This is a genomic window from Mesorhizobium sp. M0048 (assembly GCF_040323405.1).
Lineage (GTDB): Bacteria > Pseudomonadota > Alphaproteobacteria > Rhizobiales > Rhizobiaceae > Mesorhizobium.
Genome location: NZ_JAMYUV010000009.1, coordinates 23,382 through 48,684, shown reverse-complemented (window position 1 = coordinate 48,684; position 25,303 = coordinate 23,382). Strand labels below are relative to the sequence as shown.

Annotated in this window: 29 protein-coding genes and 1 pseudogene; 11 read left to right on the top strand and 19 right to left on the bottom strand. The window is 63.1% G+C overall.

Annotation, left to right across the window (positions count from 1 at the left end; genetic code table 11):
• Window positions 1-21: 21 nt before the first annotated feature.
• The 5 genes from acuI to NKJ84_RS11925 all read right to left on the bottom strand — a co-directional run bounded on the left by acuI (window position 22) and on the right by NKJ84_RS11925 (window position 4,066).
• Window positions 22-1,011, bottom strand: a complete 990-nt coding sequence (acuI, locus tag NKJ84_RS11945; protein ID WP_352506610.1) for an acrylyl-CoA reductase (NADPH) — start codon at window positions 1,009-1,011, stop codon at window positions 22-24.
• Between the two features lie 51 nt (window positions 1,012-1,062).
• Window positions 1,063-1,539 carry a signal peptidase II gene (lspA, locus tag NKJ84_RS11940; RefSeq protein WP_352506692.1) on the bottom strand — a complete coding sequence of 159 codons (477 nt, stop codon included), beginning with the start codon at window positions 1,537-1,539 and terminating at the stop codon, window positions 1,063-1,065.
• Window positions 1,540-1,565: 26 nt separating this feature from the next.
• A complete protein-coding gene (locus NKJ84_RS11935; RefSeq protein WP_352476400.1) occupies window positions 1,566-2,429 on the bottom strand; it encodes a TrmH family RNA methyltransferase in 864 nt (287 codons plus the stop codon).
• The gene (locus tag NKJ84_RS11930) at window positions 2,430-3,491 is read right to left on the bottom strand and encodes an RsmD family RNA methyltransferase (RefSeq protein WP_352506609.1); all 1,062 of its coding nucleotides are present in this window, start codon (window positions 3,489-3,491) and stop codon (window positions 2,430-2,432) included.
• Between the two features lie 89 nt (window positions 3,492-3,580).
• A complete protein-coding gene (locus NKJ84_RS11925; RefSeq protein WP_352506608.1) occupies window positions 3,581-4,066 on the bottom strand; it encodes an anthrone oxygenase family protein in 486 nt (161 codons plus the stop codon).
• A 123-nt stretch (window positions 4,067-4,189) separates the two neighbouring features.
• On the opposite strand from NKJ84_RS11925, the gene NKJ84_RS11920 reads away from it, so the two are divergent.
• Window positions 4,190-4,873, top strand: a complete 684-nt coding sequence (locus NKJ84_RS11920) for a helix-turn-helix transcriptional regulator (RefSeq protein ID WP_352506607.1) — start codon at window positions 4,190-4,192, stop codon at window positions 4,871-4,873.
• Between the two features lie 86 nt (window positions 4,874-4,959).
• Window positions 4,960-5,328: a VOC family protein gene (locus NKJ84_RS11915; RefSeq protein WP_352506606.1), complete on the top strand. Its 369-nt coding sequence runs from the start codon at window positions 4,960-4,962 to the stop codon at window positions 5,326-5,328.
• A 63-nt stretch (window positions 5,329-5,391) separates the two neighbouring features.
• Here the strand turns inward: NKJ84_RS11915 and lhpI are convergent, their stop codons facing one another.
• The 4 genes and pseudogenes from lhpI to sppA all read right to left on the bottom strand — a co-directional run bounded on the left by lhpI (window position 5,392) and on the right by sppA (window position 8,119).
• Window positions 5,392-6,369, bottom strand: coding sequence for a bifunctional Delta(1)-pyrroline-2-carboxylate/Delta(1)-piperideine-2-carboxylate reductase (lhpI, locus tag NKJ84_RS11910; RefSeq protein WP_352506605.1), 978 nt, complete (start codon window positions 6,367-6,369; stop codon window positions 5,392-5,394).
• A gap of 52 nt (window positions 6,370-6,421) precedes the next feature.
• Window positions 6,422-6,749: pseudogene (locus NKJ84_RS11905) on the bottom strand (DUF1049 domain-containing protein).
• A gap of 47 nt (window positions 6,750-6,796) precedes the next feature.
• Window positions 6,797-7,081, bottom strand: coding sequence for an integration host factor subunit beta (locus NKJ84_RS11900; protein ID WP_023675261.1), 285 nt, complete (start codon window positions 7,079-7,081; stop codon window positions 6,797-6,799).
• 81 nt (window positions 7,082-7,162) lie between these two features.
• Window positions 7,163-8,119, bottom strand: coding sequence for a signal peptide peptidase SppA (gene sppA / locus NKJ84_RS11895; RefSeq protein ID WP_352506604.1), 957 nt, complete (start codon window positions 8,117-8,119; stop codon window positions 7,163-7,165).
• Between the two features lie 305 nt (window positions 8,120-8,424).
• On the opposite strand from sppA, the gene lptC reads away from it, so the two are divergent.
• From lptC to ptsN, 6 genes are all read left to right on the top strand, one after another.
• Window positions 8,425-9,138 (top strand): LPS export ABC transporter periplasmic protein LptC, encoded by a 714-nt coding sequence (gene lptC / locus NKJ84_RS11890; protein ID WP_352506603.1) that lies wholly within the window; start codon window positions 8,425-8,427, stop codon window positions 9,136-9,138.
• Entirely contained in the window at window positions 9,125-9,733 is a 609-nt protein-coding gene (locus NKJ84_RS11885) for an LptA/OstA family protein (protein ID WP_254816816.1), read from the top strand. Before lptC ends, NKJ84_RS11885 begins: the two co-directional genes overlap by 14 nt.
• Window positions 9,733-10,551: an LPS export ABC transporter ATP-binding protein gene (gene lptB, locus NKJ84_RS11880; RefSeq protein WP_023718959.1), complete on the top strand. Its 819-nt coding sequence runs from the start codon at window positions 9,733-9,735 to the stop codon at window positions 10,549-10,551. Before NKJ84_RS11885 ends, lptB begins: the two co-directional genes overlap by 1 nt.
• 197 nt (window positions 10,552-10,748) lie before the next feature.
• Window positions 10,749-12,275, top strand: coding sequence for an RNA polymerase factor sigma-54 (rpoN, locus tag NKJ84_RS11875; RefSeq protein ID WP_352506602.1), 1,527 nt, complete (start codon window positions 10,749-10,751; stop codon window positions 12,273-12,275).
• A 291-nt stretch (window positions 12,276-12,566) separates the two neighbouring features.
• Window positions 12,567-13,151: a ribosome hibernation-promoting factor, HPF/YfiA family gene (hpf, locus tag NKJ84_RS11870; protein WP_352506601.1), complete on the top strand. Its 585-nt coding sequence runs from the start codon at window positions 12,567-12,569 to the stop codon at window positions 13,149-13,151.
• 59 nt (window positions 13,152-13,210) lie between these two features.
• A complete protein-coding gene (ptsN, locus tag NKJ84_RS11865; protein WP_023675268.1) occupies window positions 13,211-13,675 on the top strand; it encodes a PTS IIA-like nitrogen regulatory protein PtsN in 465 nt (154 codons plus the stop codon).
• Between the two features lie 111 nt (window positions 13,676-13,786).
• Here ptsN and NKJ84_RS11860 read toward each other — a convergent pair whose 3' ends face one another.
• Window positions 13,787-14,044: a BQ00720 family protein gene (locus tag NKJ84_RS11860; RefSeq protein WP_023675269.1), complete on the bottom strand. Its 258-nt coding sequence runs from the start codon at window positions 14,042-14,044 to the stop codon at window positions 13,787-13,789.
• A 63-nt stretch (window positions 14,045-14,107) separates the two neighbouring features.
• On the bottom strand, window positions 14,108-14,533 hold the full coding sequence (locus NKJ84_RS11855) for an Hsp20 family protein (RefSeq protein ID WP_023675270.1): 426 nt from the start codon (window positions 14,531-14,533) through the stop codon (window positions 14,108-14,110).
• A 144-nt stretch (window positions 14,534-14,677) separates the two neighbouring features.
• On the opposite strand from NKJ84_RS11855, the gene NKJ84_RS11850 reads away from it, so the two are divergent.
• Entirely contained in the window at window positions 14,678-15,619 is a 942-nt protein-coding gene (locus tag NKJ84_RS11850; protein ID WP_352506600.1) for a nucleoside hydrolase, read from the top strand.
• 124 nt (window positions 15,620-15,743) lie between these two features.
• Here the strand turns inward: NKJ84_RS11850 and NKJ84_RS11845 are convergent, their stop codons facing one another.
• From NKJ84_RS11845 to NKJ84_RS11830, 4 genes are all read right to left on the bottom strand, one after another.
• Window positions 15,744-16,358, bottom strand: coding sequence for a LysE family translocator (locus tag NKJ84_RS11845; RefSeq protein ID WP_352506599.1), 615 nt, complete (start codon window positions 16,356-16,358; stop codon window positions 15,744-15,746).
• 103 nt (window positions 16,359-16,461) lie between these two features.
• Window positions 16,462-17,922: an amidase gene (locus tag NKJ84_RS11840; RefSeq protein WP_352506598.1), complete on the bottom strand. Its 1,461-nt coding sequence runs from the start codon at window positions 17,920-17,922 to the stop codon at window positions 16,462-16,464.
• Between the two features lie 6 nt (window positions 17,923-17,928).
• On the bottom strand, window positions 17,929-18,837 hold the full coding sequence (locus NKJ84_RS11835) for a ribokinase (RefSeq protein WP_352506597.1): 909 nt from the start codon (window positions 18,835-18,837) through the stop codon (window positions 17,929-17,931).
• Between the two features lie 102 nt (window positions 18,838-18,939).
• Window positions 18,940-19,833 (bottom strand): methylated-DNA--[protein]-cysteine S-methyltransferase, encoded by an 894-nt coding sequence (locus NKJ84_RS11830; RefSeq protein ID WP_254816823.1) that lies wholly within the window; start codon window positions 19,831-19,833, stop codon window positions 18,940-18,942.
• Between the two features lie 115 nt (window positions 19,834-19,948).
• On the opposite strand from NKJ84_RS11830, the gene NKJ84_RS11825 reads away from it, so the two are divergent.
• Complete coding sequence (locus tag NKJ84_RS11825) at window positions 19,949-20,764, top strand: class I SAM-dependent methyltransferase (RefSeq protein ID WP_352506596.1); 816 nt, start codon at window positions 19,949-19,951, stop codon at window positions 20,762-20,764.
• A gap of 9 nt (window positions 20,765-20,773) precedes the next feature.
• On the opposite strand, the gene NKJ84_RS11820 is transcribed toward NKJ84_RS11825, so the two are convergent.
• The gene (locus tag NKJ84_RS11820) at window positions 20,774-21,268 is read right to left on the bottom strand and encodes a DUF2244 domain-containing protein (protein ID WP_352506595.1); all 495 of its coding nucleotides are present in this window, start codon (window positions 21,266-21,268) and stop codon (window positions 20,774-20,776) included.
• A gap of 22 nt (window positions 21,269-21,290) precedes the next feature.
• Here NKJ84_RS11820 and nth point away from each other — a divergent pair, with 22 nt between their 5' ends.
• The gene (gene nth, locus NKJ84_RS11815; protein WP_352506594.1) at window positions 21,291-22,121 is read left to right on the top strand and encodes an endonuclease III; all 831 of its coding nucleotides are present in this window, start codon (window positions 21,291-21,293) and stop codon (window positions 22,119-22,121) included.
• A 38-nt stretch (window positions 22,122-22,159) separates the two neighbouring features.
• Here nth and NKJ84_RS11810 read toward each other — a convergent pair whose 3' ends face one another.
• The 3 genes from NKJ84_RS11810 to NKJ84_RS11800 form a co-directional block, all read right to left on the bottom strand.
• Complete coding sequence (locus tag NKJ84_RS11810; RefSeq protein ID WP_352506593.1) at window positions 22,160-23,671, bottom strand: tripartite tricarboxylate transporter permease; 1,512 nt, start codon at window positions 23,669-23,671, stop codon at window positions 22,160-22,162.
• 9 nt (window positions 23,672-23,680) lie between these two features.
• On the bottom strand, window positions 23,681-24,148 hold the full coding sequence (locus NKJ84_RS11805; protein ID WP_352476416.1) for a tripartite tricarboxylate transporter TctB family protein: 468 nt from the start codon (window positions 24,146-24,148) through the stop codon (window positions 23,681-23,683).
• A 79-nt stretch (window positions 24,149-24,227) separates the two neighbouring features.
• The gene (locus tag NKJ84_RS11800) at window positions 24,228-25,205 is read right to left on the bottom strand and encodes a tripartite tricarboxylate transporter substrate-binding protein (RefSeq protein WP_352506592.1); all 978 of its coding nucleotides are present in this window, start codon (window positions 25,203-25,205) and stop codon (window positions 24,228-24,230) included.
• Window positions 25,206-25,303: the final 98 nt, after the last annotated feature.

The window sequence follows — 25,303 nt, the reverse complement described above, 5'->3', positions numbered from 1 at the left end:
CGCTCTTTTTCCCCAAGAGGCTCACATGTCCACCACCACACGGCCGCGGATCTTGCCCTCGACGATGTCATGCGCGGCGCCGATGATGCCGTCGAAGCCGATGCTCGTCGACAGACTGGCAAGCTTTGCGTGATCGAGATCGGTGCCGATGCGGCGCCAGGCCTCGAGGCGGACCGCCTTGGGCGCCATCACCGAATCGATGCCGAGCAGCGAGACACCGCGAAGGATGAAGGGGGCGACGCTGGCCGGCAGGTCCATGCCGCCGGCGAGGCCGCAAGCGGCGACGGCGCCGCCATAGGAGGTCATCGACAGAACGTTGGCCAGCGTGTGGCTGCCGACGGCATCGACGCCGCCGGCCCAGCGTTCCTTGGCGAGCGGTTTTGCCGGCTGCGCAAGCTCGTCGCGTGAAATCACTTCCGCGGCGCCGAGGTCGATCAGATAGGGGCTTTCGGCAGCGCGGCCGGTCGAGGCAATGACGTGATAGCCGAGGCTGGACAGGATCGAGATCGCGACCGAGCCGACGCCACCGGCAGCGCCGGTCACCACCACCGGACCACGATCGGGCACGATGCCGTGGCGCTCCAGCGCGATGACGCAAAGCATGGCGGTGTAGCCGGCGGTGCCGATCGCCATCGCATCGTGCGGGCTCATTCCGTCCGGCAGCGGCACCAGCCAGTCGCCTTTGACACGGGCGCGCCCGGCAAAGGCGCCGAAATGCGTCTCGCCGACGCCCCAGCCGTTCAATATGACCTTGTCACCCTTGCGCCAGTCAGGATTGGAGGACGAGATGACTGTGCCGGCGAAATCGATGCCCGGCACCAGCGGCCAGCGGCGGATTACCGGCGCCTTGCCGGTAATTGCAAGGCCGTCCTTGTAGTTCACCGTCGTCGCCTCGACCGCGACGGTGACGTCGCCCTCCATCAGGTCTGCCTCTGTAAGCTCGGTCACCGCGACCGACTGGTTTTTCTCGGCGTCGCGCGAAACGAGGATGGCTTTGAAGGTTTCGGGCATGTTTTCTCCTCGGGCTTGCAGATCAGAATGTGCGGCGCCAGGCGAGTGAGGTCAATCGCTCGACATTCCGCGCCGCCAACCAATGAGCTCATCGAAGACGACCAGCACGGCACCAACGGAAATGAAGGCATCGGCGAGGTTGAAGACGGCGAAGGACCAGACCGGCGTATGGAACAGGACATAGTCGATGACATGGCCGTAGATTGCGCGATCGATCAGGTTGCCGAGCGCGCCGCCAACGATCAGTGCGAAGCCGATGCGGGCAAGCAGGTGGCCGGGCGGCGTGCGGGCCGCAAGATAGAGCACGAAAGCGACCACCAGAACCGCGACGACCACCAGGCCGGTGTCGCCGAAGGACGAAAACAGCGAGAACGCGATGCCGGTGTTGTAGGTGCGGTACAGCGCCAGGAACGGCAGCAGGTCGAGCCGTTCCTGAAAGGCGAGGCCGGTTTCGACCAGGTATTTCAGCCACTGGTCGAGCGCTATCGCGGCGACGACCAGAAGAGCGTACGGCCTCCAGGACTTCATGGTTTGCAGTTTCACGGTTTGAGATGTCACGATCTGGCGTCCTCCGGGCCGAGCTTCAGCGCGTCGCGCCGGATCTCGAACAGCATGACGCCGGTGGCCACCGCAAGGTTGAGCGAATCGGCGCGGCCGGCCTGCGGTATCCGCAGCAGCTTGTCGCAGCTTGCGGCAAGCTCGTCAGGCAGGCCTTGCTGCTCGTTGCCCATCACCAAAAGCACCGGGCCTTTTGAAAAATCGACCGAGCGGTAGTCGACCGCACCCTTCAGATGAGTGCCGGCGACGAGGCCGGGAAAGCTCGTTCGCCAGGCGAGAAAAGCCTCGGGCGACGCCTTGGCGACGGGCACGGCGAAGATCGAGCCCATTGTGGCGCGCACCGTCTCGACCGAAAAGGGATCGGTGGTCTCGCCGACCAGGATGACGCCCCTGGCGCCGACAGCGTCGACCGTGCGGATGACGGTGCCGAGATTGCCGGGGTCGCGAACGCGGTCGAGTGCTACCCAGACATCGCTGTCCTCGACGCGGATGTCCTTCAGCGACAGCAATTTCTGCGAGAACACGCCGACGACCATTTGCGGATTGTCACGGCGGGTGATGGCGACCAGCACCTTTTCCGAGACTTCAAGTACCGTGCCGCCGGCGGCGACCGTGCGCGCCGCGACCTTTTCGACTGCCGCGTTGCCACGTCCGGCCTTGGCGAAGACCAATGTCCTGATCGACCAGCCGAGATCGAGCGCGTCGATGACCAGCTTCAGGCCTTCGGCCATGAAGGCATTCTGCTGGTCACGGAATTTCTTCAGCGCGAGCGCCTTGATGTCCTTGATCAGCGGGTTGGCGAGGCTGGTGACTTCCTTCACCTGCCCTGGCGCGCCTGCGTGCCGTTCGTACGCACTCATTCAGGCCACCCAGCGCGAGAACAGCGAGGTCGAAAGCGCCCGACCGGCAGATTTCTCGCGGATGATCAATTCGCCCGACTCGACCGTGCCGCCCATGCCGGCGAAGGTGTCGCGCATCAGGGCATGGATCGCGAAAAAAGAGGCGCGGATCGAATAGGCGGTCAGTACCACGGCGAGCGGCTTCGGCGTCAGGATCGCGCGGCAGATATCGGTCAGCGCCGGCAGGTCCTCGAACAACTGCCAGACCTCGCCTTTCGGTCCGCGGCCATAGGCGGGCGGGTCGAACAGGATGATGTCGTAGCGGCTGCCGCGGCGCTCCTCGCGTTCGGCGAATTTCACGGCATCGTCGACGATCCAGCGGATCGGCTTTTTCGATAGGCCCGCCATCTCCTGGTTTTCGCGTGCCCAGCCGATCGCCTTCTTGGAAGCATCGACATGGGTGACCTCGGCGCCGGCATGCGCCGCCACCAGGGAGGCAAGGCCGGTGTAACCGAACAGGTTCAGCACCTTCACCGGCCGTTTTGCCGCCGCGATCAGTCCGGCCATGTGGTCCCAGTGCGAGGCCTGCTCGGGAAAGACGCCGACATGGCGAAACGAAGTGAAGCGGCCGAGATAGTCGATGCCGTCATGCTTCATCGGCCAGGTCTCGCCGAGCGGCGTCTTGGGGAAGCGCCAGCGGCCGATGCCTTCCTCGTCGGTATCGCCGGTGAAGATGGCGTCGGCGCGTTCCCAGTCCCTGGCCGCCAATGCCTTTTGCCAGATCGCCTGGCCCTCCGGCCGAACGATGCGGTAGGGGCCGTATTGCTCGAGTTTTTCTCCGGCACCACTGTCTAGCAGCGCGTAGTCCTGATTGGGGCCGACTTCGAGGATCAGCGGCAGATGTTCGGCGGGCAGCGCGCCATCGCGGCGCGAGAGCATGCGCGGCGCGGCTTTTGGCTCGGACCGGTCTTGCGGTTTAGGCTCCGGACCGGCGGTTGGGCTGGCGTCGCGCCGCCGGACATGCTCCGCCCCGCCTTTTGCGGGCGGTCGGCTGTCGCGGCGTCTGTCGCGAAAAGGTTTCAAGAAGGCGCATCTCCGGACGGCGGCTTGGCCGCTTCTGCCACAGCACATTGACCGGCGCAACAAAAGGGCTGCCGACGTGCGCAGCCGGATCAGCCGCGCCTGATCGACAGCAGGCCGATTGCGAGCGCTATGAAACCAACGGCCTTGAAGCCGGTGACGACCATATGGCCGGTTTCCCAGCGGCTCCGGATGGTTTCGAAATTGCCTGGGATCGGTCCAGGTACCCAAGTGGCCAGGACATCGTTTGCCGGTTTGACCAGCGCAAACCACGCCCCAAGCGCTAGCAGGTAGAGCACGGTGGCGGCCAAGACCCACCAGAATGCCGGACGATCGCTGCGCAGCATCCAGGCGAGGAGGCCCGGACAGACGATTGCCGCCAGGTCCAGCGGTGCGCCGATAATCGCGAAGAATTGGAACTGAGCGTTAAAGACAGTGGTTTCACGCCAGAGCGAAGGCCGCCATCTGGTCAGCCGCGGCACCGATTCCAGCACATGGGCGAAAGACGGCCCAAGGCTGAGCGCCGCGACGATGGCGGTCAAAACCGACCAGAACAACAGAAAACCGCGTATATCCATAATGGCCAGACAACGGCGTCAGGGCGCAGACGTTCCGGTCGGCGATCGTCTTGCTTGCCGTCGAAAGGGCAGGCGCACTATCGTCCATTCAAATTGGGCATCCATCAAACCGGGTTGCGATCCATGTCCCGCGCCGAACGCCTGCTCGACCTGATCCAGATCCTGCGCCGGCATCGCCGGCCGGTCAGCGGCCGCAGCCTCGCGGACGAAATGGGTGTGTCGATCCGCACGCTCTATCGCGATATCGCCACGCTGCAGGGGCAGGGTGCGCCGATTGAGGGTGAGGCGGGGCTGGGTTACGTGCTCAGGCCAGGTTTCATGCTGCCGCCCTTGATGTTCACCGATGAGGAGATCGAGGCGATCGTTCTCGGTTCGCGCTGGGTGGCCAAGCAGCCGGACTGGCGGCTTGCGAACGCCGCCACCGACGCGCTGGCCAAGATCGCGGCGGTGCTGCCGGACGATTTGCGCGAGGAACTCGATGCCTCGACGCTGCTGGTCGGGTCGCGCACCGAGGTCACAGAAGGCATCGATCTCGGCGTGGTGCGGCAGGCCATCCGCGAGGAGCGCAAGCTGAGCTTTGTCTATCGCGACGCCGGCGGCGCTGCCTCCGAGCGCACCGTCTGGCCGTTCGCACTCGGCTTCTTCGACAAGGTGCGCGTCGTCGCGGCCTGGTGCGAGATGCGCCAGGATTTCAGGCACTTTCGCGCCGATCGGATATCCGGCCTCAACGCCACCGAGATGCGCTATCCGCGCCGCCGTCAGGTGCTGCTCAAAGAATGGCGGGCGACGCTCGACACGCCAAGCTAAGGCTGCTGCTCAGTTGAGACTGCTGCCAGAATCTGGCAGTGGCATACGCTATGCTCCTCCAGTCGAAACCATCTGGAGAGCAATTCATGACACCGCCCAATTTCGTCATCCTCTATGTCGACAAGCCTGAGCAAAGCGGCGCCTTCTATAGCGCGCTGCTTGGGCGGCAACCGGTCGAGACCTCGCCGACCTTCGTGCTGTTCGTGCTCGACAACGGCTTCAAGCTCGGCCTCTGGTCGCGTCACACCGTGGAGCCGGCTGCCGCGGCAGCGGGCGGCGGCGCCGAGATCGTCTTTGCGCTGGACACGCCGGGTGCCGTCGACGCCACCCATGCCGAGTGGGCCGGCCGCGGGCTGAAAATTCTGCAGACGCCGACCGACATGGATTTCGGCCGCACCTTCGTCGCGCTTGATCCCGACAGCCACCGGCTGCGGGTTTATTGGCAAAGGGAGTAGGGCAGTAGGGCAGTACGTGACAGGAAACATAGCTGGCGCGGCGCCGCACGATCAGTGCGGTTCCTACTCCCCTACTCCCCTTTCGCTTGCCCGATACACGGCAATGCCGGCGGCGAGGTCCTCGAGGGCTGCGCCGACCGACTTGAACAGCGTGATCTCGTCGTCGTTCTGCCGGCCTTTTTTCTGGCCGCGCGCCAGTTCATAGAGGTCGGCGACAATGGCTTCCGGCTTCAGAACGCCGGAGGCCAGCGGCTGGACGATATCGCCGGCTTCCTTGGTGGCGCCGGCGCGGGTGTCGACATAGACGCGGGCGCGTGCAATCGCGTCGTCGTCGCTTTCGCGCATCGCCGGCGTGAAGCCGCCGACCAGATCGACATGGGTGCCGGACTTCAAGAGTGCGCCCTTGATCAGTGGCATGGTGGTGATGGTCGCCGACGATACGATATCGGCCTTTCCGAGTTCGGCGTCGAGATCGCCTGCTGCTTCGGCCGCAAAACCCTCGGCACGCAATTTTGCCGCGACCTTTTCGGCATTCGACGACGTGCGGTTCCAGATGCGGATGTTCTTGATCGGACGCACCGCCGAATGAGCCTTTGCAAGGAATGGCGACAGCGCGCCGGCGCCGACCACCAGCAGCCGCGATGCATCCTCGCGGGCCAGATAGGAGGCAGCCAGCGCCGAGGCACAGGCCGTGCGCCACTGTGTCAGCCTCTGGCCATCGATCAAGGCCTGAGGCTCGCCTGTGGCGCCGTCGAGCAAGAGGTAAAGCCCCATCACCGCGGGCTTGCCGACAGCATTGTTGTCAGGCGACACGGTGACGATCTTGACGCCGATATGGCCATCGGCCGAGGTGCCGGCTGCGTTGAAGTCGGTCCAGGCCGGCATCAAAAGCAGCGTCGAGGCGGCGCCATCGGGCCGCTCGACAGTGTGATGGTGCCTGACCGGCTGCACGGCGCCATCGCGAAAGGCGGTGCGTAACGTCTCGACCAGCCCGGAAAAGGTCAGCGCGCGGTCGACCTCGGCGGCGGAAATGGTCAGCATGAAAGGCTCCGTGGAGGACTAGGCCGGTTGTGCCTCAGGCCCGAGCCGCGGCTCAGTTCGTCGGCTTCGGCAAGACTGGGCTCTGCGACGCGGTGGGCGCGCGGCTGACCGCGCAGGTTCTCGGCCTCGGCGCCGCGCTGGCGCGCCAGCTTGCGGTAGCGGCCCTGCTTGATCCAGGTCGCCAGGCTGCCGACGATCATGCCGATAGCCAGCGCCAGGAACAGGAAAATGAAGAGCGGCACGGTCAGCGTCAGCGCCGGATTGCCGGGATTGAACGGATCGAGTGTGAAGGCTACCGGTTCGCGGTTCGCGACGGCCAGCGCAATCAGGATGACGGCCAGCGGCACGAAAACCACGATGAGAATGAAGCGATTGAACATGTTTTTCCGTTCGGAAGAAAAGGCAGGAGCGGTGGCGCGTGCCGCGCCTATTTGCCTCCGTTCAGCCTTTCACGCAATTCCTTGCCGGTCTTGAAGAACGGTACCCATTTCTCCTCAACCTCCACGGATTCGCCGGTGCGCGGGTTGCGGCCGGTGCGGGCAGGGCGGTTTTTCACCGAAAACGCGCCGAAGCCGCGCAACTCGACCCGGTTGCCCTCGGCAAGCGCGTCGGTGATTTCATCGAAGATAGCGCTGACAATGTTTTCGACGTCGCGCAGGAAAAGATGCGGATTACGCGTGGCGATGATCTGAACAAGTTCGGATTTGATCATGAAAAGGCTCCCCGTGAAAGCAGTGCCGCCGAAATTATCAGAATGATTTTATTTGGTTTTTCACTCGTCCCAAGCGGTTCCTCAAGGGTGCCAGACGGAAACGAGACCGTCAAGAAACAAGCGGTCCGCTCCAATTTCGTGAAGGACGTCGCCGCCATGGCCGGGCAGGCCAAGCGCAGCGCCGACGGTCTGCGCCATCGCCTTGGAGAACAGGAAACCACCGCGTTTTTCCGTGTCCTTCCATTCCAGCACCTTGAGCTTGGCATCGACCCCCTTGCCTGCAAGCCAGTCGATCGCTTCGGCTTCACCGCCGACCGCGTCGATCAATCTGTTGGCGACCGCCTGCCGGCCGGTGAAGATCGACCCGTCTGCGAGCGCCAGCGCCTCCGGCTTGGTCATGTTGCGGCGCTCGGCGACGATGCCGACGAACCAGTCGTAGCTGTCGAGGATGAGCTTGCGGACCATGGCGCGCTCATCGTCATTGGTCGGCTTGAAGGGAGAAGGCGACGCCTTCAAGGGCGAGGATTTCACCTCCTCCAGCTTGACGCCGAGCTTGTCCATGAGGCCGCTGACGTCCGGGTACTGGATCAGCACGCCGATCGAGCCGACGATCGAGGATTTGCGTGCGACAATATGGTCGGCCGCGGTGGCGATCATGTAGCCCGCCGAAGCCGCGAGCGTGCCGACCTCGGCCACCACCGGCTTGTCGGCGGCGAGCTTGCGCACTGCCTCATAGATCGACTCGCCACCGACGGTGGTGCCGCCGGGTGAATCGATCGACAGGATCACAGCCTTGACGCGCGGCGACTGACGGATGGCCTCCAGCCGCTTGATCAGTTCTTCGTCTTCGGTGATGGTACCTTCGATCTTGACCTTGGCGATGTGGTCGACTGCCGCGCTGGTGAAGTCGTCACCATAGATCCACGCCGAAAAGGCGATCAGCCCGGCTGCGGCGACGATAATCGCCGCGGTACGCCAGAATGTCAGCTTGCGGCGCAAGCGGCGGCGGTCGATCAGGTCGTCGGCTCTCAATGCCATGGTCAGCCTCGTAGTCGGTGGGAGCAGATGCTTTTAAAGCAACCATTCGCGCCCGGCTACCGTTTCCTGACGGGCTTGCGACAAAGGCCTCAGGCATTCGCGGTAAGCCTCAACCTGTCGCGTTCCACAGGCTCTAACACTGTGCGCCTATATCTGGTATGAGGTACAGGCTGCGCTGGGGCCATTTTCGTTGTACAGGGGCGGCTGTCACATTTTTGCGGTTTTCCTCGGCTTTTGCTTGCTTGAGGGCGCCGGCATCCCACCTATAGGGCGGCCTGGCGGGCAGGGGTTTAGAAGAAGCAGTCATGTTAGCGGGACCAATCGAACCGACCAACACCGAGACGGAGTTGGCTCCCAAGGCCGCAGGCCGGGCGCGGGTCGACGCGTTTGACATTGCGCAGCGTCATTCGCGCCGGGTCCGGATCCTGAAGCTGGCCGTACCGCTGGTCGCCGCCGTGATCGCGGTCGCGTTTCCGGTCTATTCCTATCTCATGGCACCCGCTGCAATCGAGGTGCAGGCCGACGGCGGCGCCTTTGCCGATGGCAAGCTGGTGATGGCCAATCCCAAGCTCAACGGCTTCACCAAGCAAAACCTGCCCTATTCGATGACAGCGCTCCGCGCCATACAGGATGTCAGCAAACAGGGCATCATCGATCTGGAAGGTATCAAGGCCAAGCTGCCGATTGCGGCCGACAACACCGCCGCCATCGGTGCTGCGCACGGCACCTACGATCGCGACGGCAACACATTCAGCCTGACCAGCGACGTGACCGTGTCGACCACGGATGGCGTGCTGGCAAAATTTAAATCAGTCTATCTCGACATGGCCGAAGGCACTATGAAGACAAGCGAACCTGTCGATGTCAGCCGCGGCGGGTCGCGGATCAGGGCGGATTCGATGTCGGTCCAGGACAATGGCAAGGTCCTGATTTTCGAGAACAAGGTGCGCGTCGACATCGATCCCGCCAGTTTGAAGGCGGCAGAGGCAAAGAGCGGAGAGACCAATGCGGTTCAGTAGTTCGGCACGGCGCCTCGCCGCGATCTCGGCGTTAACGCTTGGGTTGCCCTTGGGGCTGACCTTCGGGACGGCGCCGTCGCTGGCGCAATCCAGTGCCACCAGCCAAATGTCCGGCCTCAGGCTGTCGGGCGACAAGCCTATCCAGATCGAAAGCGACAAGCTCGAGGTGCGCCAGGCGGAAAGCGTCGCCGTCTTCACCGGCAACGTCAACGTCGTCCAGGGTCCAACCGTGCTCAAGGCCGGCAAAATGACGGTCTATTACGTCAGGGATGCAGGCGCCGCCAAAGGCGCCCAGCCCGCGGGTGCCGCGGCAATGACCGGATCCGCCAACATCGACCATCTCGAGGTCGACGATAAGGTCTACATCAAATCGGACGATCAGGTTGCCACCGGCGACCGCGGCACCTTCGACATGAAGACCGAAGTGCTGGTGCTTTCGGGCAGCAAGGTCGTGCTCTCGCAAGGCGACAACGTGCTTGTCGGCTGCAAGCTTACCGTGCAGATGAAGAGCGGCCTTGCCCAGGTCGACGCTTGCGGCGGCCGCGTCATGATGTCGATCACGCCGCCGGCGAAGTCTGGAGCAGCGAAACCCTGATGACCGGCATATCGTCGCTGCTGGCGCGTCTTCCAGGGCGCGCCGCCAGCAAACTTGCGGCACCGGCCAGGGTCACCGTCGAAGCGGCAAAGTTCAAGGGAACCTTGATCGCCAAAGGGCTGACCAAAAGTTACAAGGGCCGCAAAGTCGTCAGCGGCGTGACGCTGGGCGTGCGCGCCGGCGAGGCGGTTGGGCTGCTCGGCCCCAACGGCGCCGGCAAGACGACCTGTTTCTACATGGTGACCGGCCTGGTGCCGGTCGATGAAGGCACCATCGAAATCGACGGTTTCGACGTCACATCGATGCCGATGTATCGCCGCGCCCGTCTCGGCATTGGCTACCTGCCGCAGGAAGCGTCAATTTTTCGCGGCCTGAATGTCGAGCAAAACATCCGGGCCGTGCTCGAAGTGGTCGAAAAGAGCCGCAAGGAGCGTGAGCGGCTGCTCGACGAATTGCTCGAGGAATTTCACATCAGCCATCTGCGCAAGGCTCCGTCGCTGTCGCTCTCCGGTGGTGAGCGGCGACGCCTCGAAATTGCCCGTGCGTTGGCAACCCGCCCTGCCTACATGCTGCTCGACGAACCGTTCGCCGGCATCGATCCGATCGCCGTCGCCGACATCCAGCAGCTCGTGCGCCATTTGACGGCACGTGGCATCGGCGTGCTGATCACCGACCACAATGTCCGCGAGACACTTGGCCTGATCGACCGCGCCTACATCATCCATGCCGGTCAGGTGCTGACCCATGGCCGGGCCGACGAGATAGTCGCAAATGCCGATGTGCGGCGGCTTTATCTCGGCGAGGGATTTACGCTCTAAGTGCGAAATTCCGGTTCGAGCGGGATTTCCGGCGTAGTCCAGCAGCTTTTTCTTCAATTTTCTGCCTGAAAACGTGTCGGCAGGCGAGTTTTACCGCTCCTCGCCTTGACAAGCAAAAGCCGGGCCAGTTTCTATGCTGGCCTGGAAAATTCCTTCCAGCAGTGCGGGTGTGTAGACGGAGCGTTTGAAACCGAACCATGGCGTTGGCGGCAAAACTACAGCTACGACAGTCGCAGTCGCTGGTGATGACGCCGCAGCTGATGCAGTCAATCCGCCTGCTGCAGTTCACCCATCTCGAGCTGGAACGCTTCATCGACGACGAGATCGAACGCAATCCACTGCTGGAACGTGCCGAACCGCAGGAGGACGCCGCCAGCGACCAGGCGCAGAAGGGCGACGCTGCACCAGAACCAGCTGCCGACGGCGACTGGTTCGAAGCGGAGACGGCGTGGAGCGCCGAGGCGATCTCGGAAAAGCTCGATACATCGCTGGAAAACCTGTTTCCCGATGATCCTGGTACGAGCGAGCGGCTGGGGCCCGACCTGACGGCGCAATGGAAATCGGCGTCCGGCAACGGTTCCACCTCTTCCTCCGACGGCTTTGACGTCGCGGACATGGCGGCGGCTGCCATCACGCTGCGCGACCATGTCGGCGAGCAGGTAGCGCTCGCCTTTGCCGATCCGGCGGCCCGCCTGATCGCCAGCGAGCTTGCCGACGGCCTCGACGAGGCCGGCTACATGCGTGCCGACATGGCCGAGATCGCGGCCCGCCTCGGCACGAACGCCACGGCGGTGGCAAGGGTCCTGGCGGTCTGCCAGACATTCGAGCCCGCCGGCATCTTCGCCCGCGACCTCGCCGAATGCCTGTTGCTGCAGCTTGCCGTGCGCGACCGGCTCGATCCGGCGATGAAGGCGCTGATCGCCAATCTCGAACTCCTGGCACGGCGCGATTTCCAGACGCTGAAGCGGATTTGCGGCGTCGACGAGGAGGATCTGCTCGACATGCTGGCCGAGATCCGGGCGCTCGACCCGCGGCCAGGAATGGCATTTTCGTGCGGTGCCAGCGACGCAGTCGTGGCCGACGTCGAGGTGCGCGCAGCCAATGACGGCAGCTGGACGGTCGAGCTCAATGCCGAGACGCTGCCGCGCGTGCTGGTCGATCACATCTATTTCGCCCAGGTCACGCCACATGCGAAAAACCAGGCGGAAAAGGATTTCCTCGCCGAATGCCTGCAGAACGCCAACTGGCTCACGCGCAGCCTCGACCAGCGGGCGAAGACCATTCTCAAGGTGGCCTCTGAGATCGTGCGCCAGCAGGACGCTTTTCTCGTCCACGGCGTGCGGCACCTGAAGCCGCTCAACCTGCGTACGGTGGCGGACGCCATCGGCATGCACGAATCAACGGTCAGCCGGGTCACGGCAAACAAATACATGCTGACGCCGCGCGGTGTGTTCGAGCTGCGCTATTTCTTCACCGCCTCGATCGCTTCGTCAGGTGGCGGCGATGCGCATTCGTCGGAAGCGGTGCGCGACCGCATAAAGCAGCTGATCGACGAGGAGAAAGCCGTCGATGTGCTTTCCGACGATGCCATCGTCGACATGCTGCGGGAAAGCGGCGTCGACATTGCCAGACGCACGGTGGCCAAATACCGGGAAGGCATGAACATACCCTCTTCGGTGCAGCGGCGGCGCGAAAAACGCGCTTTGGCCAGCGCCGGCCGTTGAGCTCCGACGGAATTTCCACAGCTTTCGCAGTTCATTGACAAGCGGCAACGAAGTGGCTAGAAGCCCGCCCGCATGAGACGGGCTAGCGAGTGGATTTGAGTTCGCCGATGCCCGCACGAGAGATGGTCCGTCACGACGTAGGCCACGGGACGGCCAAGAAGGCGGCTTGTGATCAACCGGAAAGTTCGGATCTAAAATCGGCGCAAGTGACGCCGCAAAAGCTTGTGCGCGCGGACCACGAGTATAAACTCGGGACAGTTTGAAGCCTGAGCAAGGAAGGTCAGTTTTCAGATGACACTGCGCATATCGGGAAAACACATGGATATCGGCGATGCGTTCCGTACGCGCATCAACGACCGTGTCGGGGAAGTGATCGGGAAATATTTCGATCGGGGCTTTTCAGGGCAAATCGTAGTCGTCAAATCGGGGTCGCGCTACACGGCCGATTGCATGATCCGGCTGGACTCCGGTGCTTCGCTGCAGGCGACCGGCGATGCCCAGGATCCAACGCTTGCCTTCGATACCGCGGCAGACCGTCTGGAAACACGACTCAGGCGCTACAAACGCCGGCTGAAGTCGCACAATTCAGGCAATAGCAACGGCGAGCTCACCGACGTCGCCTATACGGTGATGGCGCCGCTTACCGACGACGAGGAGGACATACCGGAGAATTTCGCGCCGGCCATCGTCGCCGAATCGACCATGACGCTGCGGACCATGTCGGTGGCGTCAGCGGTGATCGAACTCGACACCAAGGACAGCCCGGTCCTGGTCTTCCGCAATGCCGGAAACGACCATCTCAATATCGTCTATCGCCGGCCGGACGGGAATATCGGCTGGATCGACCCGTCCACGGCCAAGGTCGCGCAGGGGTAAAAACCAGCCGCACGCGAGCGTGGGGACTGGCGACGGCAGGCGAACAAGGGATTTCAAGCATGGATCTGAGCGATCTCGTCAGCGTTCCGGCAATCATGCCGGCGTTGAAGGCGAACTCCAAAAAGCAGCTGCTGCAATTGCTGTCCGAACGGGCGGCGGCGATTTCCGGCATTCCGGAGCGAGAGGTGTTCGACACCATCCTGCAACGCGAGCGCCTCGGCTCGACCGGCGTCGGCAACGGCATCGCTATTCCGCACGGCAAGCTGGCTGGGGTGAAGCGGATCGCCGGTGTCTTTGCCCGGCTGGAGACACCGGTGGACTTCGAGGCCCTCGATGATCAGCCGGTCGACCTGGTGTTTCTGCTTTTGGCTCCCGAAGGTGCCGGCGCCGACCATCTCAAGGCGCTGTCGCGCATCGCGCGGGTGCTGCGCGATGCCGACACGGTTGCCAAGATCAGAGGCACGCGCGACGCCGTAGCCATCCACGCGCTGCTGTCGGACACGCAGGCCTCGCACGCCGCCTGAGGTTTTGATTAAATCCCTTGAAGGGCCGCCGTGTGCGGCCCTGTCCGTCTCCAACCAGATCGCCGCGCCATATTTGTCAGTTGATGGCGCCGTTGTCAGTGGATAACGACGTTAGTGGATAGCGACCGGGGTCAGATCGTTTTCCAGCGCGCCAGCCAGTGCCCGATCGCGAGCGTCCGAAAGCAGGATCGGCTGGCCATTGGCGGCAAACAGGGCCCACAGTTCCAGCCCGGGCGCGATTTCGCCGAGGCCCGGGAAACGGCCGCGCAGATCGTCGCTCGACACTTTCCTGAGATAGGCGACCGAACCTTCGCCGAGATGGGCGAATTCGCCGCTGGTCATGATGATATTTTCGTTAGTTCTGGTCATTTCAAGCCTCCTTGCCGCGAGACGCCGCTCAAGGCCATCCCGCATGAGAGCTATCGGCAAAAATCAGTCTTTCACCGATATGTTTATTTTTCGTACCAGCCGTTCGGACTCCGGCCGATCGAGATCGATCGACAGAAGGCCGTTCTTCAATTCCGCCGCAATCACCCGCATGCCGTCGGCCAGCACGAAACAGCGCTGGAACTGGCGCGCAGCGATGCCGCGGTGGAGAAATTCGCGCTCGGTGTCGTCGTTCTGACGGCCGCGCACGACCAACTGGTTCTCCTCCGTTGTGACATCGAGATCGCTTTCCGCGAAACCGGCGACGGCGAGCGTGATACGCAGCCTTTCGGTTTTGCCGTCGGCACCGCTGAGGCGCTCGATGTTGTAGGGAGGATAGCTGTCACCGGACTTTGCCAAGCGCTCCAGCGTCTTTTCCATGGAATCGAAACCGAGGAGAAGCGGGCTGGAAAAAGGCGTCATTCGGCTCATGTTACAGTGTCCTCTCAAGAGCGACATAAAGTGGAAAAACCCGGATGGCATTTTTCCCGATGGTCTTGATATGGTCCGCCGCCCGGCAGACTTCAAGCCGTCACACGTCCCGCCCAAAAAGACTTGCCAAAACAAGGAATTGAAATGCCCCAATCCCGCAGGATCATCATCGACACTGACCCCGGCCAGGACGATGCCGTTGCCATATTGCTGGCGCTGGGCAGCGCCGAGCTGGAGATCGTCGGCATCACCGCGGTGGCCGGCAACGTGCCGCTGAAACTTACCGAAAAAAACGCCCGCAAGATCTGCGAACTGGCCGGCCGGACGGACGTCCAGGTCTATGCAGGTGCCATCCGGCCACTGGCGCGCGAACTCGTCACCGCCGAGGAAGTGCATGGCAAGACCGGCCTCAATGGACCGCAACTGCCCGAACCAAAGATGAAGCTGCAGGACGAGTATGCGGTCGATTTCATCGTCGAGACGCTGATGAGGGAGGAGAGCGGCACGATCACGCTGTGCGCGCTCGGACCGCTCACCAATGTTGCGCTGGCGCTGATCCGCGAGCCCAAGATCGGCCCGCGCATCAAGGAGATCGTGCTGATGGGCGGCGGCTTCTTCGAGGGCGGCAACGTCACGCCGACCGCCGAGTTCAACATCTATGTCGACCCGCATGCCGCCGACGTCGTGTTCAAATCCGGCATTCCGATCGTAATGATGCCGCTCGACGTCACCCACAAGGCGCTGACCACCGCCAAGCGCACGAAGGCCTTCCGCAAGCTCGGCACCCGGGTCGGCACGGCCACCGCGGACATGCTGGAATTCTTCGAACGGTTCGACGAGGAAAAATACGGCACCGACGGCGGCCCGCTGCACGATCCTTGCGTCATCGCCTATCTGTTGAAGCCGAAGCTGTTCAAGGGCCGCAACTGCAATGTCAGCGTGGAAACCGCCTCGGAGCTCACCATGGGCATGACGGTGATCGACTGGTGGGGAGTGACCAAGCGGCCGAAGAACGCCATGGTGATGCGTGACATCGACCACGATGCGTTTTTCGCGCTGTTGCTGGAAAGGCTGGGGCGGCTTTAGCGCCGTCTTTCATTCCCCCTTGATGGGTTGGGCGGAGTGCAGTCATTGCCAAGCTGGAACACCCCTCATCCAACCGAGCTTCGCTCGGCCACCTTCTCCACAACGCGAGAAGGGAAAGGTGCCGTTACTTCGCCTTGGAAAATGCCAGCCACAGGCCGCCGCCGACCAGGAAGCTGCCGCTGATCCGCGACAGCAGCTTGACGCGGCCGGCCGACAGCAGGCGCCCGGCGCGGCCGGCGGCCAGCGCGTAGGTCGAATCCGAGACGGCGGCGAAGATCATCGCGGTGAGACCCATGACGCCGATCTGTAACGCATAATTGCCTTCAGGCGCAATGAACTGCGGAAAGAAGGCGCCGAAGAACACCAGCGTCTTCGGATTGCTGATCGCCACCAGCAGGCCCTGCAAAAAGAAGCCGCCGCGCGGTCTTTTTGCCGATCCGTCGGCGTTCAGCTTGCCTTTCGAGCGGAACATCTGCACGCCCATCCAGATCAGGTAGGCAGCGCCGATCAGCCTGACCAATTCGAACCAGTGGCCCATGCCGGCGATCAGCGAAGTCAATCCGATGCCGACGATGGCGATCATGATGGCTAGCCCGGCCTGGGTGCCGGCGACGTTGGCGAGGCCGGCGCGGGAGCCATGGCGTATGCTGTTGGCGATGATCAGCGTGACCGTCGGTCCAGGCACCAGGACGATGACGATGCAGGCGACGACGTAGGTGGCGTAGAGTTCCAGCGACATTTTTCCCTCCGCAGAATGCCGCTCGTGCGGCGTGCTGTCGCGATCAATGCATGGCGATGAGCTGCGTGCAAGTCGGCGAGGCGCCGACAATGCGGAGCTGATTTCAGCAGGCGCCGGCCTGCCATGGCAGCGTTGCCTCATAGGCGGCAGCCGCCCTCAGCACGGAGAGGTCACCGCGCGGCCGCCCGATCAATTGCATGCCCATTGGCCTGCCCCTGGAGTCGAAGCCCGCCGGCACATTGATCGCCGGGCAGCCGCCCAGCGTGGCGAGCGCTGAGACCTGCATCCAGCGGTGATAGCTGTCCATGGCACGCCCGGCCACTTCCCTTGGCCAGAGGGTGGCGACGTCGAAGGGAAAGACCTGTGCGGCTGGCAGCGCAATCAGGTCGAAACGCTCGAAGAGCGATAGCAGCATTCGATGCCAGGACGAGCGCCTCACAGTTGCGGCATGGATTTGCGGCGCGGTGAGGCGAAGCGCATGTTCCACCTCCCACACGGCCTCCGCCTTCAGCAGACTGCGTTTCAAGGGATCATCGTAGTGCACCTTGAGCGCACAACCGCTGCTCGCCTGCCGAAGCGTTACAAAGGCCTGCCACAGCGCTTCGAAGTCGAATTCCGGCGTCAGCGGCTCGGCCTCGAAGGACACATCCGCGAACCGGCCGAGTGCTGCCTCGCAAAGCTGTAGAATGCCTGCTTCAACCGGCAGATGACCGTCGAGATCGCCGAGCCAGGCGATACGCCCGCCGGCCGCCGGCGTTTCCACCCCTTGGAGAAACGAGCCTGGCTTATCATGCGACAGCGGCGCGCGAGGATGATAGCCGGCCTGCACGTCGAGCAGCAGCGCCATGTCGCGCACGTTACGCCCCATCGGCCCTTCGACGCCCATTTGCGCATGAAACACATCAAGGTCAGGGCCAGCCGGCACCAATCCCTGCGACGGGCGGAACCCATAGACATTGTTGTAGGCAGCGGGATTGCGCAACGAGCCGCCAAAATCGCTGCCATCGGCAACGGGAACCATGTCGAGCGCCAGCGCGACCGCCGCGCCGCCGCTCGAGCCGCCGGCGGTCAGCGTCGGGTCGAATGCGTTGAGCGTCTGGCCGAACACGGTGTTGTAGGTGTTGGAGCCGAGCCCGAATTCGGGAACGTTGGTCTTGCCTATGATGATGGCGCCGGCCTTGCGGACGCGCTCGACGAAGAAGTCGTCTTCCTCAGGCACGAAATCGGCGAAGATCGGCGAGCCGAAGGTGGTTCTCAGGCCTTTTGTCAGCGCAAGATCCTTAATCGCGATCGGCAGGCCGAACAGCGATCCGGTATCTCCTCCTCGCGCCAGATGGGCGTCAGCGCTGTCTGCCACGCGCAGGATGTCGGCATGTTCGCGCAATGAAACGATAGCGTTGACCAGCGGGTTCACCGCCTCGATCCTGTCGAGGAATGCCGCGACCACTTCGCGTACCGAAAGTTGCCGGCGCCTGATCCTGTTGGCCAGTTCCACGGCGGACAGGCGGCAGATGTCGCCGGCGGGCGGCACCGCATGCTTCGTTGTCGGGCGCGCGGCTGTCATCCCGCTTTAGCCTGCGGATTTCTGCAGGGCGGCATCGACGTCCCTGGCCAGCGGGATGGCCGGCTGTGCACCGGCTTTCAGGCAGGCCAGCGAACCGGCTGCGGCAGCGCGGGCAAGCGCCTGGTCGAGCGGCAGGCCGGCTGCCAGCCCGGCTGCAAAATAGCCGCAGAACGTGTCGCCGGCGCCGACCGTGTCGAGCGGGGTGATCTTCAGCGCCGGAACCATCAGAAGATCGTCCGGCGTTGCTGCCAAAACGCCGTCCGGGCCAAGCGTGACGACGATGGTGCGGCCGGTTCTCGAGGCATAGTCGCGCATCCGCGCCGGGCGGTCGCGGCCACTCAACGACAGCGCCTCGCCATAGAGGTCGAACTCGGTTTCGTTGGCGACGAGATAGTCGGCCTTGCCGAGGAAGCCGGCGGCGTCGCTATGGAAAGGGGCGGTGTTGAGCACGGTGACCGCGCCGGCCGTCCTTGCCGCGTCAAGCGCCGTCTCGACCGTTTGCAGCGGGACTTCCAACTGCAACAGCACGACATCGCCGTTTTTCAGGAAAGCCTTGGAAAGGTCACCCGGCACGACCGAATCGTTGGCGCCCGGCACAACGGCGATCACGTTCTCGCCGTCGGCGCCGACCATGATCAACGCGGTACCGGTCGAGGCAAAAGTCTCGCCGACGCCGGACAGGTCGATCTTGCCCTCGCGCAGCAGCGCCAGAGCCTCGCCGGCGAAGCTGTCCTTGCCGACTGCGCCGACCATGCGCACCTTGGCCCCGGCGCGGGCGGCGGCCAGCGCCTGGTTCGCGCCCTTGCCGCCGGGGGCAGTAGCGAAACCGGAGCCGCGCACCGTCTCGCCGGGACCGGGCAAGCGGTCGACACTGGCGATGAGGTCGAGATTGATGGAGCCGATGACGACGATCAAGAAGTGCCTCCCGCTAACGCATGCGGGAAGCTACTCCGTAAGATCGCTGCTTGTCACCCTAGCGGTCCTGACATCGCTCCTATCGTTCCATTCTTTGGCTATTCACGAAGAGACCTGTCCCGCCTCCCAGCCGAGGATGGCGCGTTTGCGGGTCAGGCCCCAATGGTAGCCGGTGAGCGCACCGGACTTGCCGAGAGCCCGGTGGCACGGGACGACGAAGGACATCGGATTGGCGCCGACCGCGGCACCGACAGCCCGGCTGGCGCTCGGTGCGCCGATGCGCGCGGCGATCGAGGAATAGGTGCAGGCCTGGCCCATCGGAATACGCAGCAAGGCTTCCCAGACGCGGACCTGGAAGTCGGTGCCGATCATGACGACGCGGAGCGGCTGGTCGGCGCGCCACAGCGTCGGATCGAAAATGCGCGCGGCATAGGGCGCCGTTGCAGCCATGTCCTCGACATAGCTAGCGTTCGGCCAGCGGCTGGACATGTCGGCAAAGGCCGCACGCTCGCCGCCCGGGTCGTTGAAGGCGAGGCCGGCGAGGCCGCGGTCAGTCACCATGATCAGGGCGATGCCGAAAGGCGAGATATGGTAGCCGTAGCGGATGGTGAGCCCGGCGCCGCGCGTCTTGTAATCGCCCGGCGACATCGCTTCGTGAGTGACGAACAAATCGTGCAGCCGGCCTGGGCCGGACATGCCGAGTTCGAACGAAGTTTCCAGCAGCGGCATGCCGGCATCCAGCAGTTTGCGCGCATGATCGAGGGTGACGGCCTGCAGAAAAGCCTTGGGCGACAGGCCGGCCCAGCGGGTGAACAGCTTCTGCAGCCCGGTCGGCGTCTCGCCGACCTCCTCGGCCAGCACTTCCAACGAAGGCTGGTCGCGATAGTCGAGGCTGATCTTTTCGATGGCACGACGGACGATTTCGTAGTCGCCGCCTTCAGGCGTGATGTCTTTCTGAAGGATTGCTGTCGTTTTGAGAGGCATTTGGGCGTTCATGGCAGTATCTCCTTGAGTGCGAATATCGTCCTTCGCGGCGCCGATCACCACCCGAAACTTGCTTTCCCGCGGCATGTACCCAGATAGAGCTGGGCTTTGAATGGGGAGGACGGTCGTGGCTGGTGAAAAAGTAAACCTGACCGGGGCAAAGGAGACTTTGCTTTTGACACTTTACGGCAAGGCGCTGGAGAGCCGGCTGCCCAATTCGCTGCTCAGGGACTACTTTGCCGACAAGGCGGTGCGCAACATCGACTATGATTTCTCACGGCTCAAGGTCGACAACAATCTCGGCATCGGTCTAGCAATCAGGGCAAAGACGCTGGACGTCTGCGTTCAGGACTTTCTCGCCCGAAATCCTGACGCCATCGTGCTGCATCTGGGGTGTGGGCTCGACACGCGCATATTCCGTATCGACCCGCCAGCCGGCGTGGACTGGTTCGACGTCGACTATCCCGAAGTCATCGACCTCAGGCGCAGGCTCTATCCCGTGCGGGATCGCTACCACCTGATCGCTTCGTCGCTCACCGAACCTGGATGGCTGAACGAAGTACCTCGGGATCGCCCGGCCATAGTCGTGGCGGAAGGCCTGACTCCCTACCTGGCCGCCGAGGACGGGCAGCAACTGTTTTCTCGTTTGGTGGGACATCTTTCGAGCGGCGAACTGGTTTTCGATGCCTATAGTCGCCTGGGCCTGAAGATCATTCGCCTCAATTCCTCCTTCCGCGCCACCGGCGCCGAGGTCCATTGGAGCATTGAGAACCCGCATGAATTGGAGCGAGCCGTTCCGAAGCTGCGGTTCATCGAGGACATCCCTGCCTATAAGCCGGAACATGCCGCTCGCATGCGCTGGCTCGCGAAACTGTTTGTTCGCTTTTGGAAATACATTCCAGCATTGCGCAAGATCGGCAGGCTGTTGCGCTATCGGTTCTGAAACGCTGGCTCAGCGCGCCTTGGCGGTCGCCAGAGCGCGCGAAAATGCGGTGGCAAAACTCTCGCGGTCGTCGGGGTTGAGAAAGGCGCCGATCGAGACGGTTTTTCCTTGCGCCTCGACCGCCATTCTGGTGATGCCGATCTCGGCGTGGCGGGCGATCGAAAAGCGTGCCCAGAACGGATTGAAGCGGTGTGATTCCGATTTGCCTGACGGGGCAGTCTTGCGGATATCGAGGCTGGTGCGCGACACCGACACCTCCTCGCGAGCCCGGGCGGCGCGATAATTCGCACGGAAGGCGATATAGACGCCGATCACGTCGAGGCCGAAGAAGCCGAACACCGGCCAGGCGCCGCGCGACAGAAAAAACGCTCCGGTCACCAGCCACCCGAACAGCAGTGCGCCCATCAGGATGGCAAAGCCGGTCTTGCCCAGCGACCGGTGCGGTGTCAGCAGCGCCTGGAAGAATGGCTCGTCGGCCTGAAATGAGGCGTTTGTGTCGCTCATTGGGGAATATTATAGGAAGGCAATGACAAGCCCCAAGCCCAAAAACTCTTCCGCGCTCAAAAAAGACCTGCTGCCCGGCCGCCGCGATGACTCGAACGCCAAGCCGCGTCCGCGGCCGGCGAGATCGCGGGCGCTTTACAGCCCGGCCGAGGTGCATGAGATTTTTCGCCGTTTTTCCGTTCAGCGGCCGGAGCCGAGAGGCGAACTCGAACATATCAACCCCTTCACGCTGCTGGTGGCAGTGGTGCTTTCGGCTCAGGCAACGGACGCCGGCGTCAATAAGGCGACGCGGGCGCTGTTCAAAATTGCCGACACGCCGCAAAAGATGCTGGCGCTGGGCGAGGCCAAGCTCGGCGACCATATCCGCACCATCGGGCTATGGCGCAACAAGGCCAAGAACGTCATCGCGCTGTCCGAGGCGCTGATCCGTGACCATAGCGGCGAGGTGCCTGAGGATCGCGATCAACTGGTCGAGCTGCCGGGTGTCGGCCGCAAGACCGCCAATGTCGTGCTCAACGTCGCCTTCGGCCAGCACACGATGGCAGTCGACACGCACATCTTCCGCATCGGTAACAGGCTCGGCCTGGCGCCGGGCAAGACGCCGGAACAGGTAGAGCAAGGTTTCCTGAAGATCATTCCGGATGAATATATCCGGCATGCGCATCATTGGCTGATCCTGCACGGCCGCTATGTCTGCAAGGCACGCAAGCCGGATTGCCCGGCCTGCGTCATCGCCGATATCTGCAAGGCCAAGGAAAAGACGACCAGCGTGCCTGCACCACTGGTCGAGATCGGGCCGCTCGGGCCAGTGGAAGCAGCTCAGGACCGAGCAGCGGCAACCACTGCCCGCTAGCTGAATCTAAAGTTCCTTTTATGCGGCGACATCCATGTTCAGGAACTCTCCTCGACGAACACCTCTTCGCGCTTCTTCTTGACCGCGGGGAGAAAGACGATGACGAGCACGGCGAGCGCGATGAGGAGCAGGCTGGCGCTGATCGGCCGCATCACGAAGGTGCTTGGGTCGCCGCGCGAGAGGATCATGGCGCGGCGCAGGTTTTCCTCAAGCAGCGGGCCGAGCACGAAGCCGAGCAGCAGCGGCGCAGGTTCGCAGCGCAGCTTGGTCAGGAGGTAGCCCAGCAAGCCGAAGAAGGCGACGGCATAGAGGTCGTAGACATTGGTGTTGACGCTGTAAACGCCGATCGAGCAGAACGCCATGATGATCGGGAAGAGCACGTAGTAGGGGATGGTAAGGAGTTTCACCCAGAGCCCGATCAGCGGCAGGTTCAAGACAATCAACATCAGATTGCCGATCCACATCGAGGTGATGATCCCCCAAAACAGCGCGGGCTGTTCGATGGCGACATTGGGGCCGGGCACGATGCCCTGGATGATCATCGCGCCGATCATCAGCGCCATTACCGGGTTGGCCGGAATACCGAGCGTCAGCATTGGGATGAAGGAGGTTTGGGCGCCGGCATTGTTGGCCGATTCCGGTCCGGCGACGCCTTCGATGGCGCCCTTGCCGAATTCCCCCGGGTTTTTCGAGACGCGCTTTTCGACGGTGTAGGACGCAAAGGCGGCAAGGATCGCGCCGCCTCCGGGCAGGATACCGAGCGCCGAACCGATGATCGTTCCGCGCACGATGGGAGCCGCCATGCGGCGAAAATCTTCTTTACCCGGCATAAGGCCGGAGATACTTCGGATCAGCACGGAACGCTCATGCTCGTTTTCGAGGTTGCGCAATATCTCGGCGACGCCGAAGACGCCGACCGCCACCGCGACGAAATTCAGCCCGTCGGCATATTCGCGGATACCGAGTGTGAAGCGGGGCGTACCGGTGTAGATATCGGTGCCGACAAGTCCCAGCAGCAGGCCGAGCACGACCATAGCCAGCGCCTTGACGACCGAGCCGTGGGCGAGCGCGACGGACGAGACCAGGCCGACGATCATCAGCGAAAAATACTCGGCCGCGCCGAATCTCAGCGCTATCGCCGTCAGCGGTGGGGCAAAGATGGCGACGAGGAAGGTCGACACCGTGCCGGCAAAGAACGAGCCTATCGCCGCGGTCGCCAGGGCTGCTCCGGCGCGGCCGTTCCTGGCCATCTGATAGCCGTCGATTGCGGTGACGGCCGACGAGGATTCGCCGGGCATGTTGATGAGAATGGCGGTGGTCGAGCCGCCATACTGCGCGCCGTAATAGATACCGGCGAGCATGATGAGAGAGGAAACCGGGTCGCCAATCTGGAAGGTGATCGGCAACAGCATGGCGATGGTTGCGGTGGCACCGATGCCGGGCAGGACGCCAATCAGCGTGCCGAGAAGGACGCCGATCAGGCAGAAGCCGAGGTTTGCCAAAGATGTGGCTGTCGAAAAGCCGAGTGCGAGGTTGCTGAGGAGTTCCATTTCATCTCCTCACAACGATAGGGGCAACCACGGGCCGAAACGCCGGAACGGCAGGCCGAGGGCGTAGCTGAAAACGACGAATGCGAACAGCGTCAGGCCGGCCGACAGCACGAGTGCGGTCAGCGGCCTCATGCGGCCGCTACCGAACGATGCGATCAGCGCCGTCAGGAAGATCGACGGGATGAAGCCGAGGCCGCGCACCGTCAGGCCGAAGAAGATCGGAGCAGGCAGGATAAACAGCATGCCGCGCCACGCGATGTAACCGATCGGCTCGCTCTCGAAACGCACCGCTTGGACAAGGATGGCGGCGCCAAGCAGGATCAGCACGATCGCCAGCACCAGCGGGAAATAGCCCGGCCCCATGCGAAAGGCGGTGCCGATTTCGAGGCCCAGCGACTGCAGCGCGAAAAAGGCGCCAATAAAGACCAACAGCGCGGCGCATATGCCGTTGGTCCTGTCGATTGCGAAAGGTTTCATTGCGTCCTCCCGGCTCGCCTCATGGGCGTGCCGATGCCGGTGTAAAAAAACGGGGCGCTGGCGGCGCCCCGTTAAAACCTTAGTCGGCGTACTGGCCGGCCGCTTCGATGATCGGCTTCCAGCGCGCGATCTCACTTTCCAGCTTGGCTTTGAGCGCGGCCGGCGTGGCATCGGCCTCCGGCGACGGCTTGGTGCCGAGTTCGGCAAATCGGGCGACGACATTCTGGTCCTTCAGCGCCACCTGCAGCGATTTCGAAAGGCGTTCGGTGATCTCGGCCGGTGTGCCCTTGGGGGCATAGATGCCGTGCCAGATGCCGACCTGCACCTGGGGAAGGCCGGCTTCTATCGTCGTCGGCACGTCCGGCAGCACATCGAGGCGTTGTGGCGAGGTTACGGCATAGGCCTTGATAGTGCCGCCCTGGATCTGCTTGGTGGTATTGGTCGTCTGGTCGCACATGATATCGACCTGGCCGCCGAGAAGATCGGTCATGGCCGGGGCAGTGCCCTTGTAGGGTACGGTGACCAGCGGCGTGCCGATGGCGCTCATGAACAGCATGCCGCACAGATGCGAGGCGGCACCGATCCCGGCATTGGCAACGGTGATGCTGTCCTTGTTGGCCTTGGCATAGTCGACCAGCCCCTTCAGATCGGTCGGCTCGAGGTCCTTGCGGCCGACGATGGTCATCGGCACCTCGGTGACGAGGCCGACATATTCGAAGCCGTTCAGTGTGTCGTAGGCGAGCTTTCTATAGAGCGTAGCACTGGTAGCCATGCCGATGTGATGGAGGAGCAGCGTGTAGCCGTCAGGCTCGGCATTTGCGACGCGGCCGGCGCCGAGCGTGCCGCCGGCGCCGCCGACATTCTCGACGGTGACCTGCTGGCCGAGGTCTTTCGACATAGCTTCCGCGACAAGACGCGTGACGGTGTCGGTCGGGCCACCGGCCGAAAACGGCACGACAATGGTGATGGTGCGTTCGGGGTAGGTCTGCGCGCCAGCGGCCGACGGATAAAGCATGGCGGCCGCAGCGGCAGCCAACGCGGCGATGAGTTTTCGCATCGTGTTTCCTCCCAGGATATGATTGCCAACCGCTGCGCGGGTTCCTCTAAAACCGACTGTAGATAGAGCAATAACTAGCGCAACCCGACAAATGACAA